Annotated in this window: 17 protein-coding genes and 1 tRNA gene; 12 read left to right on the top strand and 6 right to left on the bottom strand. The window is 69.0% G+C overall.

The window, feature by feature from the left end; genetic code table 11:
- Positions 1–272 precede the first annotated feature (272 nt).
- On the bottom strand, positions 273–596 hold the full coding sequence (locus tag TCCBUS3UF1_RS10340) for a nucleotide pyrophosphohydrolase (protein ID WP_014516456.1): 324 nt from the start codon (positions 594–596) through the stop codon (positions 273–275).
- Positions 597–605: 9 nt separating this feature from the next.
- Positions 606–1,637, bottom strand: coding sequence for a M42 family metallopeptidase (locus TCCBUS3UF1_RS10335; RefSeq protein WP_014516455.1), 1,032 nt, complete (start codon positions 1,635–1,637; stop codon positions 606–608).
- A gap of 22 nt (positions 1,638–1,659) precedes the next feature.
- Between TCCBUS3UF1_RS10335 and mgsA the strand changes: the two genes are divergently transcribed.
- The 5 genes from mgsA (at position 1,660) to TCCBUS3UF1_RS11835 (ending at position 4,643) form a co-directional block, all read left to right on the top strand.
- On the top strand, positions 1,660–2,040 hold the full coding sequence (gene mgsA / locus TCCBUS3UF1_RS10330; protein ID WP_041433891.1) for a methylglyoxal synthase: 381 nt from the start codon (positions 1,660–1,662) through the stop codon (positions 2,038–2,040).
- A gap of 49 nt (positions 2,041–2,089) precedes the next feature.
- Positions 2,090–2,578: a hypothetical protein gene (locus TCCBUS3UF1_RS10325; RefSeq protein WP_041434047.1), complete on the top strand. Its 489-nt coding sequence runs from the start codon at positions 2,090–2,092 to the stop codon at positions 2,576–2,578.
- Between the two features lie 124 nt (positions 2,579–2,702).
- Positions 2,703–3,230 (top strand): hypothetical protein, encoded by a 528-nt coding sequence (locus TCCBUS3UF1_RS11910; RefSeq protein ID WP_196793741.1) that lies wholly within the window; start codon positions 2,703–2,705, stop codon positions 3,228–3,230.
- A 13-nt stretch (positions 3,231–3,243) separates the two neighbouring features.
- On the top strand, positions 3,244–3,642 hold the full coding sequence (locus tag TCCBUS3UF1_RS10320) for an MFS transporter (protein ID WP_014516452.1): 399 nt from the start codon (positions 3,244–3,246) through the stop codon (positions 3,640–3,642).
- Positions 3,639–4,643, top strand: coding sequence for a hypothetical protein (locus tag TCCBUS3UF1_RS11835; RefSeq protein WP_014516451.1), 1,005 nt, complete (start codon positions 3,639–3,641; stop codon positions 4,641–4,643). Before TCCBUS3UF1_RS10320 ends, TCCBUS3UF1_RS11835 begins: the two co-directional genes overlap by 4 nt.
- A gap of 5 nt (positions 4,644–4,648) precedes the next feature.
- On the opposite strand, the gene TCCBUS3UF1_RS10310 is transcribed toward TCCBUS3UF1_RS11835, so the two are convergent.
- From TCCBUS3UF1_RS10310 to TCCBUS3UF1_RS10295, 4 genes are read right to left on the bottom strand one after another with little or no spacing between them, the layout of a single operon-like run.
- Positions 4,649–6,136, bottom strand: coding sequence for a YifB family Mg chelatase-like AAA ATPase (locus tag TCCBUS3UF1_RS10310; RefSeq protein WP_014516450.1), 1,488 nt, complete (start codon positions 6,134–6,136; stop codon positions 4,649–4,651).
- Positions 6,137–6,164: 28 nt separating this feature from the next.
- Positions 6,165–7,295, bottom strand: coding sequence for a nitrate/nitrite transporter (locus tag TCCBUS3UF1_RS10305; RefSeq protein ID WP_014516449.1), 1,131 nt, complete (start codon positions 7,293–7,295; stop codon positions 6,165–6,167).
- Between the two features lies 1 nt (position 7,296).
- Positions 7,297–8,106 carry an EamA family transporter gene (locus TCCBUS3UF1_RS10300; protein ID WP_014516448.1) on the bottom strand — a complete coding sequence of 270 codons (810 nt, stop codon included), beginning with the start codon at positions 8,104–8,106 and terminating at the stop codon, positions 7,297–7,299.
- Positions 8,103–8,990: a DMT family transporter gene (locus tag TCCBUS3UF1_RS10295; protein ID WP_014516447.1), complete on the bottom strand. Its 888-nt coding sequence runs from the start codon at positions 8,988–8,990 to the stop codon at positions 8,103–8,105. The genes TCCBUS3UF1_RS10300 and TCCBUS3UF1_RS10295 overlap by 4 nt, the downstream gene beginning before the upstream one ends.
- Before the next feature lie 106 nt (positions 8,991–9,096).
- Between TCCBUS3UF1_RS10295 and TCCBUS3UF1_RS10290 the strand changes: the two genes are divergently transcribed.
- From TCCBUS3UF1_RS10290 to rpsR, 7 genes are all read left to right on the top strand, one after another.
- Positions 9,097–10,224 carry an NAD(P) transhydrogenase subunit alpha gene (locus TCCBUS3UF1_RS10290; RefSeq protein ID WP_014516446.1) on the top strand — a complete coding sequence of 376 codons (1,128 nt, stop codon included), beginning with the start codon at positions 9,097–9,099 and terminating at the stop codon, positions 10,222–10,224.
- Positions 10,224–10,526 carry a proton-translocating transhydrogenase family protein gene (locus TCCBUS3UF1_RS10285; RefSeq protein WP_014516445.1) on the top strand — a complete coding sequence of 101 codons (303 nt, stop codon included), beginning with the start codon at positions 10,224–10,226 and terminating at the stop codon, positions 10,524–10,526. The genes TCCBUS3UF1_RS10290 and TCCBUS3UF1_RS10285 overlap by 1 nt, the downstream gene beginning before the upstream one ends.
- Positions 10,526–11,878: an NAD(P)(+) transhydrogenase (Re/Si-specific) subunit beta gene (locus TCCBUS3UF1_RS10280; protein ID WP_014516444.1), complete on the top strand. Its 1,353-nt coding sequence runs from the start codon at positions 10,526–10,528 to the stop codon at positions 11,876–11,878. The genes TCCBUS3UF1_RS10285 and TCCBUS3UF1_RS10280 overlap by 1 nt, the downstream gene beginning before the upstream one ends.
- Positions 11,879–11,964: 86 nt before the next feature.
- Positions 11,965–12,040, top strand: a tRNA-Asn gene (locus TCCBUS3UF1_RS10275).
- A 99-nt stretch (positions 12,041–12,139) separates the two neighbouring features.
- Positions 12,140–12,445 (top strand): 30S ribosomal protein S6, encoded by a 306-nt coding sequence (gene rpsF, locus TCCBUS3UF1_RS10270; protein WP_014516443.1) that lies wholly within the window; start codon positions 12,140–12,142, stop codon positions 12,443–12,445.
- 9 nt (positions 12,446–12,454) lie between these two features.
- Positions 12,455–13,270 carry a single-stranded DNA-binding protein gene (gene ssb / locus TCCBUS3UF1_RS10265; RefSeq protein ID WP_041433890.1) on the top strand — a complete coding sequence of 272 codons (816 nt, stop codon included), beginning with the start codon at positions 12,455–12,457 and terminating at the stop codon, positions 13,268–13,270.
- Positions 13,267–13,533, top strand: a complete 267-nt coding sequence (gene rpsR, locus TCCBUS3UF1_RS10260) for a 30S ribosomal protein S18 (protein WP_014516441.1) — start codon at positions 13,267–13,269, stop codon at positions 13,531–13,533. Before ssb ends, rpsR begins: the two co-directional genes overlap by 4 nt.
- The last annotated feature ends 9 nt before the right edge of the window (positions 13,534–13,542 follow it).

The following is a 13,542-nucleotide window of genomic DNA, read 5'->3' as shown; positions in this document are numbered from 1 at the left end:
AAGACACCAGGGCTGTCCCAGCCCCCCCTTCCGGGGGCAGGTCCCCGGCGAAGGCACGGCCGTCGTCCAGGAGTAGGGTCGGTATGCCCTGGGGTGGGGAGGATTTCCCCGGCAAAGCAAGAAGGCTCGGCTCTCCGTGAAGGAGAGAGGGCGGTTGCCCTCGGGTTGGATTTCCCGGTAGCGGTCCTGGACGTGGCCTCAGACCAGAAGGGCCATTCAGCTCCCCGGCCAAGCCCGCGGGGTCCATGGGGTAATGGTGTGGAGAACGGGCTTCATTCCTTTTTCGTCCACCGCTTTTCGTCCCGGGCCCGGTACTTGGCCATGGCCTTGCGGAAGGCCTCCTCTAGGTCAATCCCTTCCCGGTTGGCCAGGGAGATGAGGACAAAGAGGAGGTCGGCCAGTTCCTCGGCCAGATCCCCTTCCTCCTCCCCCGGCTTGGGCCGCTTGCCGTGGCGGTGGGCCAGGACCCGGGCCACCTCCCCGAGCTCCTCCGCCAGGCGGGCCAGCATCAGGAGGGGAGGGAAGTAGCCCTCCTGGAACCCGGAGATCCAGGCGTCCACCTCCCTTTGGGCCTGCTTGAAGGTGAGCTCGCCCATGGCTTCCCCCTAGAGGCGGGCCACGTAGAGGGCCAGAAGGCGGACGGCCCGCTCCACGTCGGCCAGGTCCACCACCTCCACCGGGGAGTGCATGTAGCGCAAGGGGAGGGAGAGGATGCCCGTGGGGATCCCCTCCCGCACCTTGGCCACCTCGTCGGCGTCGGTGCCGGAAGAGGGCCCGTGGGCGTGGAGGACATAGGGGATGCCCGCCTCCTCGGCCACGGCCCTAAGGCCCTTCAGGACCTCCCGGTCGGCGAAGGGCCCCACGTCCAGCACCACCCCTTGGCCCAGGGCCGCCTCCCCCACCCGGGCCTTCTCCATCCCGGGGGTGGTGCCGTCGTGGTGGACGTCCACCACCAGGGCCAGGTCCGGGGCCTCGCGGAAGGCCGCGGTCCTGGCCCCGTAGGCTCCGATCTCCTCCTGCACCGTGGCCACCGCCACCACCTCAGCCCCCGTGCGCCCCTGGAGGAGGCGGAGGGCCTCCAGGACCACGAAGGCCCCCAGGCGGTTGTCCAGGGCCTTGGAGGCGAGCCTCCTCCCCAGGAGCCAGCGGGGCGGCTGGTCCAGGACGCCCACCGAGCCCACCTCGAGGTGGGCCAGGGCCTCCTCGCGGTCCCTGGCCCCGATGTCGGCGAAGAGGTCCTCCAGGGCCACGGCCCGTTTGCGCTCCTCCTCCTTGAGCACGTGGACCGCCTTCCGGCCCACCACCCCGTAAACCGGCCCCCCCTTGCCCAGGAAGCGGAGGCGCTGCCCCACCAGGACCTGCGGGTCCCAGCCCCCCAGGGGCTTGAGGCGCAGGAAGCCTCCTTCCTCCACGTGGCTCACGATGACCCCGATCTCGTCCGCGTGCCCCAGGAGGAGGACCTTGGGCCTGCCTCCGGGGTTCAGCCGGGCGTAGGCGTTGCCGTGCCGGTCCTCTTCGGTAAGGGCGAAGGTCTTGGCCTCCTCCAGGAAGACCCGGGTGGCCTCCCCCTCAAACCCCGAGGGGCCCGCGGCCATGAGGAGCCTTTCCAGGAAAGGCAGGTGGGGCGCGTAGTCCATGCCCCAAGCTTACAATGCTCCCATGAGGTTCCTGGCCCTCATCGCCCACGACGCCAAGAAGGAGGAGATGGTGGCCTTCTGCCGCCGCCACCGGGACCTCCTGGCCCGCTTTCCCCTCCTGGCCACGGGCACCACGGGGAAGCGCATCGCCGAGGCCACGGGGCTGGAGGTGGAGCGGGTCCTCTCCGGCCCCTTGGGAGGGGACCAGCAGATCGGGGCCCGGGTGGCGGAGGGCCTGGTCCTCTGCGTCCTCTTCTTCCAAGACCCCCTCACCCCCAAGCCCCACGAGCCCGACGTCCAGGCCCTGATGCGCGTGTGCAACGTCCACGGGGTGCCCTTGGCCACCAACCTGGTGGCGGCGGAGGCCCTGGTCCCCTGGCTTAGGGCCCAATCCGGGGGGTAGTGTGCCCCCGGGAAGCTTTCCCGCCGGGCCCAGGTGGGATGCTTGGGGCATGGTACGGGTCCTGGGACTCCTGCTGGCCCTGGCCCTTGGGGGGGCGGCCCTGGCCCAGGGGCCTGGGGTCGGGGAGAGGCCCCCTCTGGAGCGCCTCCTCCTTGGACCCCTACCGGAAGGGTACTCGGGGTTTTCCCTTTCCGCGAGGCTTCTCCTCTGGAGCGTCCCCTGGAGCTTGGCCGGGGCCCTAGGGGGGATCCTGAGCGAGGACCCTAAGGGGCGGAGCTTCTGGCTCACCAATGCCCTCTGGACCTCCGTCAACTCCGCCGTCGCCCTGGTGGGCCTCCTTTCCCCCGAGCCCAGCCGGGCAGAGCTCCGGGACATCCTCTACCTAAATGCCGCTTTGGACCTTCTCTATATCGCCGGGGGGATTTGGCTTGCCACCCGCCCCGACCCCCGGCTCCAGGGGGCGGGCTGGGCGGTGGGGCTTCAGGGAGGGTTTCTCCTGGTCTTTGACCTCTACCACGCCTTGGTCCTGGGGGAGTAAAAGGATGCCCTAGGATTAGCTTGTTTTTGGTACTGCTTCTACGCCGAAGGGCTCTTTGCTCGCTTTTTTGTGCGAGCGTTTGAGATTCTTGCTATATGGATGTGCGGACCCCCAAAATGAGCCCATGGGAGTCTTTGAAGCCATACGGGACCTTCTAATGCTCTTATTTACCCTCGTTCTTTCAGTTGCCGCATGGCAACAGGCTAGGACAACCAGAGCCATGAAGGAACTGCAGGAGAAACTGACTGATGCGGAAACTAATCCAGCCTTGTCTATTCGGACTGTCTATCCTCCGTGGAGAATACAGTTTGCCAACTTGGCTAAGTATGGAATTGAGGTTGTAGAGGTCAACGAACCTGGTAGCGAAAGCGCAGGGAGGAGATTTCTAAGGCCATCACATTTTCCCCTGGTTGTTATGCCCGGTCAGGTTAGTGAGGTACCTCTTGAGGTGCCAAATCTTTCCACGCTCCCCAAACCCGAGAGCTTACTACAGGGCCGATACTTGTTGGAAGTCTACTTTCGGTACGGCGGACAACCAGCCTTAGGGTACAAGTGTACGTATGTTTTATACTTTGACCGAGAAACAAGCTACTACAAGCTTGTGTTCCAAAAACAAGAGACAACTCGCTTGTCTTACCCTAATCTGGATTGAACAGGCTCTGCTGGTGGGCGAGTGCCTCGGCCACCTGGGCCTCCTCCTGGGGGTGGCCCTGGCCCGGCTGGGGGAGGGGAGGACCCTAAGCCTCTCCCTCCTCCTCGCGGCCCTGGGCCTCCTGGGGGCGGCCCTCCTGCCCCCCTGGCCCCTCCTCCTGGGGTGCTGCTTCCTCCTGGGGGTAGGGAGCGCGGCTTTTGGCGCCCTGGCGGGGGCGGTGCGCCTGAGCCAGGCCCCGCCCGAGCTCAGGGGCCGGGTGGCTGGGGGGTTCCTCTTCCTTACGGGCCTCCTGGCCCCTCTGGGGCCCCTTTTGGGCGGGGGGCTGGCTGGGGTTTCCCTGTCCCTGCCCTTCCTCCTGGCCGGTGGGGCCCTCCTGGCCCTGAGCCCCTTGGCGGGAAGGGGGTGGCGGTGAGGGGGAGCCTCCCGGCCGAGCTCCTGGGGGATCTAGGGGCAAGCCTGGGCTTCAGCGCCCTGGCCCTGGAGGTGGCGAGGACGGGGGAGGCCTTCTGGGTAGGCCTCTTCGCCGCCCTAGGCTACTTCAGCTTGGGGCCCCTTCTCCTCCTCGCCCCCTTCCTGGACCGGTGGGGCCCGGGGCGGGCCCTGCCCTACCTCCGCCTCCTCCGGGGGCTCCTCTGGCTTCCCTACCCCTTTCTGCCCCGGGAGGCAGCCCCCCTGGTCCTCCTGGCCTACCCCCTCATGGTGGCCACCGACCTCTCCGCCGTGGCCTGGGACGCCCTCCTGGCCCGGGCGGGAGGGAGGGAGCTTCTGGAGCGCACCGGCCGGCTCTACGCCGCCTGGAACCTGGGGGGGCTCCTCGGAAGCCTCCTCGGGCCCCCCCTCCTCCTGGTCCACCCCGCCCTTCCCTACCTCCTGGCCGCGGGCCTCCTCCTCTCCCTCCTCTTCACCCTGGCCCACGCCCTGGCCACCGCCCTCCTGGGCCTCTTGGTCCTCCGGGCAGGCACCCCGGAGGCCCTCTTCGGCCTCTTCTCCGCCCTGGCGGACCTGGGCTACACCCTGGGGAGCTACGGGGCGGGGCGGGTGCCCCTGGCCCTGGCCCTCCTCGGCGGGCCGGCCCTTGCGGCTTTGGGGCTTCTCGCCATCCTGCTGCCCTTCCCCTTCCTCTTCCTGGGCGGGGCGGCCTACGGGCTTGCTGTGGGGGCCATGGGCGCCCACCTGCGGGCCCTGCGGGGCTGGCTGCTGGAGCGGGAGGGCCTGGCCCAGGGCCTGGCGGCGGTCCGGGTCCTTCTCTACGGGGCGGGGGCAGCGGGGGGAAGGCTGGCGGGGGCGTTGGGGCGGCTGGACCCTACCTGGCTCCTGCGGCTCGGCCTCCTGGGCTTCCTGGCCTTTTACCTCTTCGCCGTTGGCCCCTTGCACCCGAAGCGGCTTGGGGCTCTGCGGCGGGAGGGGGCGTAGTCCCCCTAATAGAGGCTCCGCCGGTACGTCAGCGCCTCGGCCACGTGGGCCTCCTCCACCCGTTCGGCCCCGGCCAGGTCGGCCACCGTGCGGGCCACCCGGAGGAGGCGGTCGTGGGCCCGGGCGGAGAGGAGGAGTTTCCTGGCGGCGGAAAGGAGGAGGGCCTCGGCCCCCGGGGTGAGGCGGGCTGCCTCCCGTAGGGCTTTTCCCGTAAGCTCCCCGTTGGGCTTGCCCTGGCGCAACAGCATCCGTTCCCGGGCCCTTAGAACTCTTTCCCGTACCCGTTCCGTACCCTCCCCTTCGGGGGCGCGGGCCAGTTCTTCCGGGGTCAGGCGGGGCACCTCCACCACCAGGTCGAAGCGGTCCAGGAGGGGGCCGGAGATGCGGCCAGCGTAGCGCTGGCGAAGGGAAGGGGTGCAGGCGCAGGGCCTTTCCGGGTCCCCGTACCAGCCGCAGGGGCAGGGGTTCATGGCCGCCGCCAGGAGGAAGCGGGCGGGGAAGGTGAGGCTGGCCCGGGCCCGGGCCACGGTGACCACCCCGTCCTCCAGGGGCTGGCGCAGCGCCTCCAGGGCGTCGCGGCTGAACTCGGGGAACTCGTCCAGGAAGAGGACCCCCCGGTGGGCCAAGGAAACCTCCCCTGGCTTGGGGATGGCCCCTCCCCCGATGAGGCCGGCGTAGCTCACCGTGTGGTGGGGGGCGCGGAAGGGCGGGGTGCGGGGAAGGCCCTTGAGGGCCCGCCCGGCAGCGGAGTGGATGCGGCTCACCTCCAGGGCCGCCTCCTGGGAGAGGGGCGGAAGGAGAAAGGGAAGCCGCCGGGCCAGCATGGTCTTGCCCGAGCCGGGGCTGCCCACCAGGAGGAGGTGGTGGTAGCCGGCGGCGGCGATCTCCAGGGCCCGCTTGGCCTTGGCCTGGCCCTTCACGTCCCGGAGGTCCAGGACCTCCAGGGCCTCGAGGGCCGCCTCGGGCAGGGCGGGGCTTAGGGCCTCCTCCCCCCGCAGGTGGGCCACGGCCTGGGCCAGGTTTTCCGCCCCCAGGGCCTCCACCCCCTCCACCAGGGCGGCCTCCTTGGCGCTCGGGAGGGGGAGGAGGAGCCTCCTCCCCTCGGCCAGGGCCCCCAGGGCCAGGTTCACCGCCCCGGGCACCGGGCGGAGGCTGCCATCCAGGCCCAGCTCCCCGGCCACCGCCAGCCCCGAAAGGGCCTCGAGGGGCACCACCCCTTGGGCCGCCAGGAGGCCCAGGGCGATGGCCAGGTCAAAGTGGCTCCCCTCCTTCTTGAGCTCCGCCGGGGCCAGGTTCACCACCACCCGGGCCTGGGGGTAGGGGAAGCCGGCGTTTTTCAGGGCCGCCCGCACCCGCTCCCGGCTCTCCTCCACCGCCTTGTCCGGCAGGCCCACCAGGGCGTAGCTGGGAAGCCCAGGGCTGACATCCACCTCTACGGTGACAGGAACCGCGTCCAGGCCGAAGAGGGCGTAGCTTTGCACCTGGGCTAGCATGGAAAGATTTTACCACGGTGCCGCGCGCTTACCTGCGAAAGAGCGGCCAGTAAAGGGCCAGGGCCAATACCAGGAGTCCCAGGAGCCCCCCAAAGGCCCACCCGTACCCCAGGGCGCCCACCACCACCCCCACCCCCCATTGCAAGAGGAAAGTGCCCCCAATGGCGAAGAGGTTGACCAGGGTGGTGCCCCGGCCCACCAGGTGGGGGGGGACCAGCTCTCGGGCTTGGGTGAGGGTGAGGATGTTGAAGGCGCCAAAAAAGCCCAGGAGGGCGTAGGCGGGTACGAGGGCCCTAAGGAGGAGGAGGCCAAGGCCCAAGGCGAAGAGGAGGGCGGAGAGGACCAGCACCCTGGGGGTGCCGAAGCGGTCCGCCAAGTAGCCCGAGACCAAAAAGCCCAACACCGCCCCCCCCGAGTAGAGGAAGAGGAGGTTGCCCACCGCCACCGCCCCCAGGCCCAGGGCGTAGGCGTAGGCCCCCACCCAAAGGGTCTGCAGGGCCAGAAAGCTTCCGCCAAAGGCCAGGCCCAAAAAGGCCACCCGCAGGAGGCGGCGGTTGCCCAGGACCTCCCTCAGCCCCCCGCCACCCCCGCCCCTGGGCCACGGGACCCCAGGCGGGGCGTTGCGCACCCCCAGGTGGATGAGGAGGGCCACCAGGACCACCACCCCCGCTCCCAGGAGGAAGACCCCGCGCCAGCCCAGGGCTTCCTTCAGGAGGGCCAAGGGGGTGGCCGCGAGAAGCCCTCCCGTGGCCCCTAAGCCCACCAGGAGGGTGGAAACCGTGGCGTAGCCCTGGGGGAACCAGAGGCTGAAGGCCTTCAGGGAGCCCATGAGGGCCGCGGCCATCCCCACCCCGATCAGGGCCCGGCCCAGGGCCAAGACGGGGAAGCTTGGGGCCAGGGCGAAGACCAGGCTGCCCAAGGCGGCCACCAGGAGGAGGCTAGGGGTGACGACCCGCGGCCCCACCCGGTCCAAAAACCCTCCCAGGGGGAGCTGCACCGCGGCGAAGGCCAGGTAGAAGAGGCTGGTCATGAAGCCGAGCTCCGCCGGGCCCAGGCCCAGCTCCTGGGAAAGGTCCTTGGAAAGCACCGCGTTGGCCGAGCGGTAGAAGTAGGAGAGGAAGTACCCTAGGGTGAAGAGGAAAAAGACCCGTGCCGCCATATCACCTCCGGTTCAGGGCCACGCCCAAGAGGATGAGGGCGCCGCCCAACAGGGCCTCGAGGCGCAAGGCCTGCCCCGCCAGGGGCCAGGCAAAAAGGGCTCCCGCCACCGGCTCCAGCATGGCCACCAAGGTGGCCTGCCGCGCCGGCACCGTGCGCACCCCCAGGAGGAAAAGCCCAAAGGGCACCACCGTGCCCAGTGTGACCACGTAGGCCACCGCCGCCCAGGCCCCGGGGCTGAGGGCCAGGACCTGGGGCAGGTGGGCCAGGAGGACGGGAAGGGAGAGGAGGCTCCCCACCCCCGTGGCCACCCCCAGGCTCACCAGGGGCGGGGTCTTGAGCCCGTGGGAGAAGAGGGCGTAAAGGGCAAAGGAAAGGGCAGAGAGGAGGCCGTAGGCCACCCCGAGGAGGCTAGCGGAAAGCCCCCCTGGCCCCACCACCAGCACGTAGGCCCCCAGGAGGGCCAGGGCCACCCCCCCCAGGGCCCGCCCGGGAAGCCGCTCCCCGCGAAGAAGGGCGTAGAGGGTGAGGAGGGCGGGGGCCAGGTACTGGAGGAAGATGCCGGTGGCCACGCTGGTGGCGTGGATGGCCAGGTAGTAAAAGGCCTGGGCCCCGGAAAGGGCCAGGCCCACCCCCAGGAGGCGGGGCCCTTCCCCCTTGGGGGGAAAGCGGAGGAGGAGGGGAAGGAGGAGGAGGAAGCTCAGGAGGAAGCGCAAGGGGATCAGGACCCCCGGGGGGATGGCCTCCATGAAGCGCCCTGCCAGGGCCCCCCCCAGGCCCCAGAGCAACGCAGCCAAGGCCACGTAGCTCACCGTCGCCCTCCCACCACCGCCAAGGCCACCCCCAGGAGGAGGACCAAGGCCCCCAGGAGGACCCGGACCCCGGGGAACTCCCCGAAGAGGAGGAAGGCGAGGAGGCTGGCCCCCACCGGCTCAAAGAGGATGGCCAGGCTCACCAGGACTGGGGGGATGTGCCGGGTGGCCCAGTTGAAGCTGGTATGCCCCACCAGCTGGGGCAGGAGGGCCATGAGGAGGAGGTAGCCGTAGACCGCCCACGGGTACCCCCCGTACCCGCCCCCAAAGAGGTAGGGGAGGGGGAGAAGGACCAGGGCGGCGGCGGTGTAGGCCACCCGGACGTATTCCAGGATGGAAAGCCCCCGCCTTTGCGCTTCCCGCCCCAGGAGGAAGTAAAGGGAGGCGGCCAAGGCCCCTAGAAGGGCCAAGAGGTCTCCCAGGAGGGGGTTGGGGCCCGAACCCCCTTGGGCATCCCCCAGGCCGATGGTAAGCCCCCCTAGGAGGGCCACCCCTACCCCCAGGAGGGTGAGCCCGGAAGGGCGTTCCCCGAAGAAAAGCCAACCGAAAAGGGTGATCCAGACGGGGTTGGTGGTGACCAAGGCGGTGCTGGCCGCCACCGAGGTGTAGGAGAGGGAAGTGATCCAGAAGGCGAAGTGGAGGGCCAGAAACACCCCCGCGGCCACCGCCCAGGGTAGCCCAGCCCGCGCCCTAAGGGGGGCCCGCCATCCCGGGGCCAGGAGGAGGGCGGCCAGGGCCATGCGCCCGGCGCTCATCACCAGGCTGAAGGCCAGGCTCCGGTCCGAGGCGGCCTCGAGGCTCAGGCGCACCAGGATGCTGCCCAGGCTGATGGCCAGGACGCCCAGGAGGAGGACACCGGCGATCTTCAGGCCAGAGGGCCGCATGGCGGCATTCTTCCACAACCTTCCCTTCCTGACCAGTGGGTCAGCGGCCCCAGGGTGGGGCAAATGCCCATACCCAGGCTGGTATACTGCTGCGGAAGGAGGTCCTATGGTGACCATCGCGGTTCCTAAGGAAAGGGCCCCTGGGGAAAGACGGGTGGCCCTGGTGCCCGAGGTGGTGGCCCGGCTGGTCAAAGGGGGGGCCAGGGTCCGGGTGGAGCGGGGCGCCGGGGAAGGCGCCTACCACCCGGATGCGGCCTACGCGGAGGCCGGGGCGGAGGTGGTGGAGCGAGGGGAGCTTCTAAAGGGGGCCAACCTCCTCTTTACCGTCCAACCTCCCCCCGAGGACCTGATCGGGGCCTTGGAGCCCGGGGCCATCGTGGTGGGCTTCGTCCAGGCCCACAAAAACCCCGAGCTGGTGAGGGCCTTGGCCGCCAAGAGGGCCACGGTGATCGCCATGGAGCTCATCCCCCGCATCACCCGGGCCCAGAGCATGGACGCCCTTTCCAGCCAGGCCACGGTGGCGGGGTACCTGGCGGCGGTCCATGCGGCCCGGCTTTCCCCCCGTTTCTTCCCCATGCTCACCACCGCCGCGGGCACCATCCGCCCCGCCAAGGTGATGGTGATGGGGGTGGGCGTGGCGGGGCTCATGGCCATCGCCACCGCCAAGCGCCTGGGGGCCCAGGTCTTCGCCTACGACGTGCGCAAGGCGGCGGTGGAGCAGGCGGTGTCCCTGGGGGCCAAGCCCATTGAGCTCCCCATCAGCGCCGAGGGAGAAGGGGGTTACGCCCGCGAGCTCACCGAGGAGGAGAAGCGCATCCAGCACGAGGCCCTGCGCGAGCACGTGGCGGGGATGGACGTGCTCATCACCACCGCCCAGGTGCCGGGCCGCCGCGCCCCCATCCTCCTCACCGAGGACATGATGGAACGGCTCAAGCCTGGGACCGTGGTGGTGGACCTGGCCGCCGAGAGCGGGGGCAACTGCGTCCTCACCCGGCCCGGGGAGGTGGTGGAGGTCCGGGGGGTGCGCATCTACGGCCCCCTGAACCTTCCCAGCGAACTCTCCGTGCACGCCTCGGAGATGTACGCCAAAAACCTCCTCAACCTCTCGGCCTTGCTGGTGGAAAAGGGCGAGTTCGCCCCCAAGTGGGAGGACGAGATCGTCAAGGGGGCGCTCCTGATGAAAGACGGGGAGATCCTGCACGGGCCCACCAAGGCCCTCGTGGGAGGTGCGTGATGGAGTTTGGCTTCTGGTCGGCGCTCTACATCTTCGTGCTCACGGCCTTCTTGGGCTATGAGCTCATCACCCGGGTTCCCGTGATCCTCCACACCCCCTTGATGTCGGGGTCCAACTTCATCCACGGGGTGGTGGTGGTGGGGGCCATGGTGGTTCTGGGCCACGCGGAAACCGGCCTGGAAAAGGCCATCGGCTTCCTGGGGGTCATCCTGGGGGCGGCCAACGCCGCCGGGGGGTACGCGGTCACGGTGCGCATGCTGGAGATGTTTGAGCGCAAGCCCGGCAAGGGGGGTGGTCCCTAATGGACCTCATCCAGGCGGCCTACTTCGTGGTGGCCATCCTCTTCATCGTGGGGCTTAAGCGCATGGCCCACCCCACCACCGCCAAAAGCGGCATCGTCTGGGCAGGGTGGGGCATGGTGTTGGCCGTGCTGGCCACCTTCTTCTGGCCGGAGCTGCACAACCTGGGCCTCATGCTCCTGGCCCTTGGGGTGGGCTCGGTGGTGGCCTGGTGGGCGGCGGTCAAGGTGGCCATGACGGACATGCCCCAGATGGTGGCCATCTACAACGGCATGGGCGGCGGCGCCGCCGCCACCATCGCCGCGGTGGAGCTCTTCAAGGGGGCCTTTGACAACCCCGGGCTCATGGCCCTGGCCATCCTGGGCGGCCTCATCGGCAGCGTGGCCTTCACCGGGAGCCTCATCGCCTTCGCCAAGCTCCAGGGGATCATGAATAGCCGCCCCATCCTTTTCCCTGGGCAGAAGGTGGTGAACGCCCTGGTCCTGGCCCTAACGGTCCTCCTGGGCTTCTCCCTTCTCTGGAATGACCCCACCCTCAGCATCACCCTTTTCTTCCTTCTGGCCCTCCTCTTCGGCATCCTCATGACCCTGCCCATCGGCGGCGGGGACATGCCCGTGGCCATCTCCTTCTACAACGCCTTCACCGGCATGGCCGTGGGCTTTGAGGGCTTCGCCGTGGGCAACCCCGCCCTCATGGTGGCGGGCACCCTGGTGGGGGCGGCGGGTACCCTGCTCACCGTGCTCATGGCCAAGGCCATGAACCGCTCGGTCTGGAGCGTCTTGGTGGGCGGCTTTGGCGTGGAGCAGGAGGCGGGGGAGGTCAAGGGGAGCCTCAAGCCCATTGACGTGGAGGACGCGGCGGTGATGCTGGCCTACGCCGGCAAGGTGGTCTTCGTCCCCGGTTACGGCATGGCCCTCTCCCAGGCCCAGCACAAGGTGAAGGAGCTGGCTGACCTGCTGGAGAGCCGGGGGGTGGAGGTGAAGTTCGCCATCCACCCCGTGGCCGGGCGGATGCCGGGGCACATGAACGTCCTCCTGGCCGAGGCTGGGGTGGATTACGACAAGCTGAAGGACCTCGAGGAGATCAACCCCGAGTTCCCCACCGTGGACGTGGCCGTGGTAATCGGGGCCAACGACGTGGTGAACCCCGCCGCCCGCCGCCCCGGAAGCCCCCTCTACGGCATGCCCATCCTGGACGTGGACAAGGCCAAGAACGTCATCGTCATCAAGCGCGGCCAAGGCAAGGGCTTTGCCGGGGTGGAAAACGAGCTCTTCTACGCCGACAACACCCGCATGCTCTATGGGGACGCCCAGGGCGTCCTCACCCAGCTCACCCAGGCCCTGAAAAAGCTCTAGCTTGCCTTTGCAAGCGGCCCCGGCTTGCCCGGGGCCGCTTCTTGACGCTAGCCGGGGGGGACTGGTATAGTGCCAAGTGCGGTCGGTCCGCGGTAGCTCAGCTGGTAGAGCGGCCGGCTGTTAACCGGTTGGTCGCAGGTTCGAATCCTGCCCGCGGAGCCAGAAGGGGGGCCTTAGGGCCCCCCCGGGTCTTTTATCTTTTGGGCCAAGGGGGTATAATCTTTCCTCGTGCGGCCTGCCGGGCCCGGAGAGGAGGTGGAGATGCGCAAGTACGAGGTCAACATCATCCTGAGCCCCAACCTGGACCAGTCCCAGCTCACCCTGGAGAAGGAGATCATCGCCAAGGCCCTCGAGGGCTTCGGGGCCAAGGTGGAAAAGGTGGAGGAGTGGGGGCTGCGCCGCCTGGCCTACCCCATCGCCAAGGACACCCAGGGCTACTTCCTCTTCTACCTGGTGGAGATGCCCGAGAACCGGGCCAATGACCTGGCCCGGGAGCTTCGCCTGCGCGACAACGTGCGCCGGGTGATGGTGGTCAAGGTGCAGGAGCCCTTCCTCGCCAAGGCGTAAACTGATCCCATGGCCAGAGGCCTGAACCGTGTCTTTCTCATCGGCGCCCTCGCCGCCCCGCCGGACATGCGCTACACCCCGGGGGGGTTGGCCGTCTTGGACCTCACCTTGGCCGGCCAGGACTACCTGGAAAGCGGGGGCCAAGGGCGGGAGGTTCCCTGGTACCACCGGGTGCGCCTTTTGGGCCGTCAGGCGGAGATGTGGGGGGATACCCTGAAGAAGGGACAGCTCCTCTTTGTGGAGGGGCGGCTGGAGTACCGCCAGTGGGAGCGGGAGGGGGAGAAGCGGAGCGAGCTCCAGGTGCGGGGGGAGTTTGTGGACCCCCTGGAGCCTCGAGGCCGCGAGACCCAGGAGGATGCCAGGAGCCAGCCCAGGCTCCGCCACGCCCTCAACCAGGTCCTCCTCATGGGCAACCTGACCCGCGACCCCGACCTCCGCTACACCCCCCAGGGCACGGCGGTGGCCCGGCTGGGCTTAGCGGTGAACGAGCGCCGCCGGGGGCAAGGCGGCGAGGAGGAGAGGACCCACTTCATTGAGGTTCAGGCCTGGCGCGAACTGGCCGAGTGGGCCGGGGAGCTGAGGCGGGGCGATGGGCTTTTGGTGATCGGCCGTTTGGTGAATGACTCCTGGACTGGCTCCAACGGAGAGCGCCGCTTCCAGACCCGTGTGGAAGCCCTCCGCTTGGAGCAACCCACCCGTGGACCTGCCCAGGCCGGCGGAAGCGGGTCCCAGGATGCGCCCAAGGCGCGTCCCGCCCAGACGGGTGGGGTGGATATTGACGATGGACTGGAAGACTTCCCGCCGGAGGAGGATTTGCCGTTTTGAGCACGAAGAACGCGAAACCCAAGAAGGAGGCGCAAAGGCGCCCCTCCCGGAAGGCCAAGGTGAAGGCCAGCCTGGGGGAGTTTGACCTCAAGGACTACCGCAACGTGGAGGTGCTGAAGCGGTTCCTCTCGGAGACGGGGAAGATCCTCCCCCGTCGCCGCACGGGGCTGACCGCCAAGGAGCAGCGGATCCTGGCCCGCACCATCAAGCGGGCGCGGATCCTGGGGCTCTTGCCCTTCACGGAGAAGCTGGTGCGCAAGTAGGGGGTGAAG

It is taken from the genome of Thermus sp. CCB_US3_UF1, assembly GCF_000236585.1.
GTDB lineage: Bacteria > Deinococcota > Deinococci > Deinococcales > Thermaceae > Thermus.
Note: the sequence above shows the minus strand (reverse complement) of the source record. Positions and strands in the feature narration are given on the sequence as shown.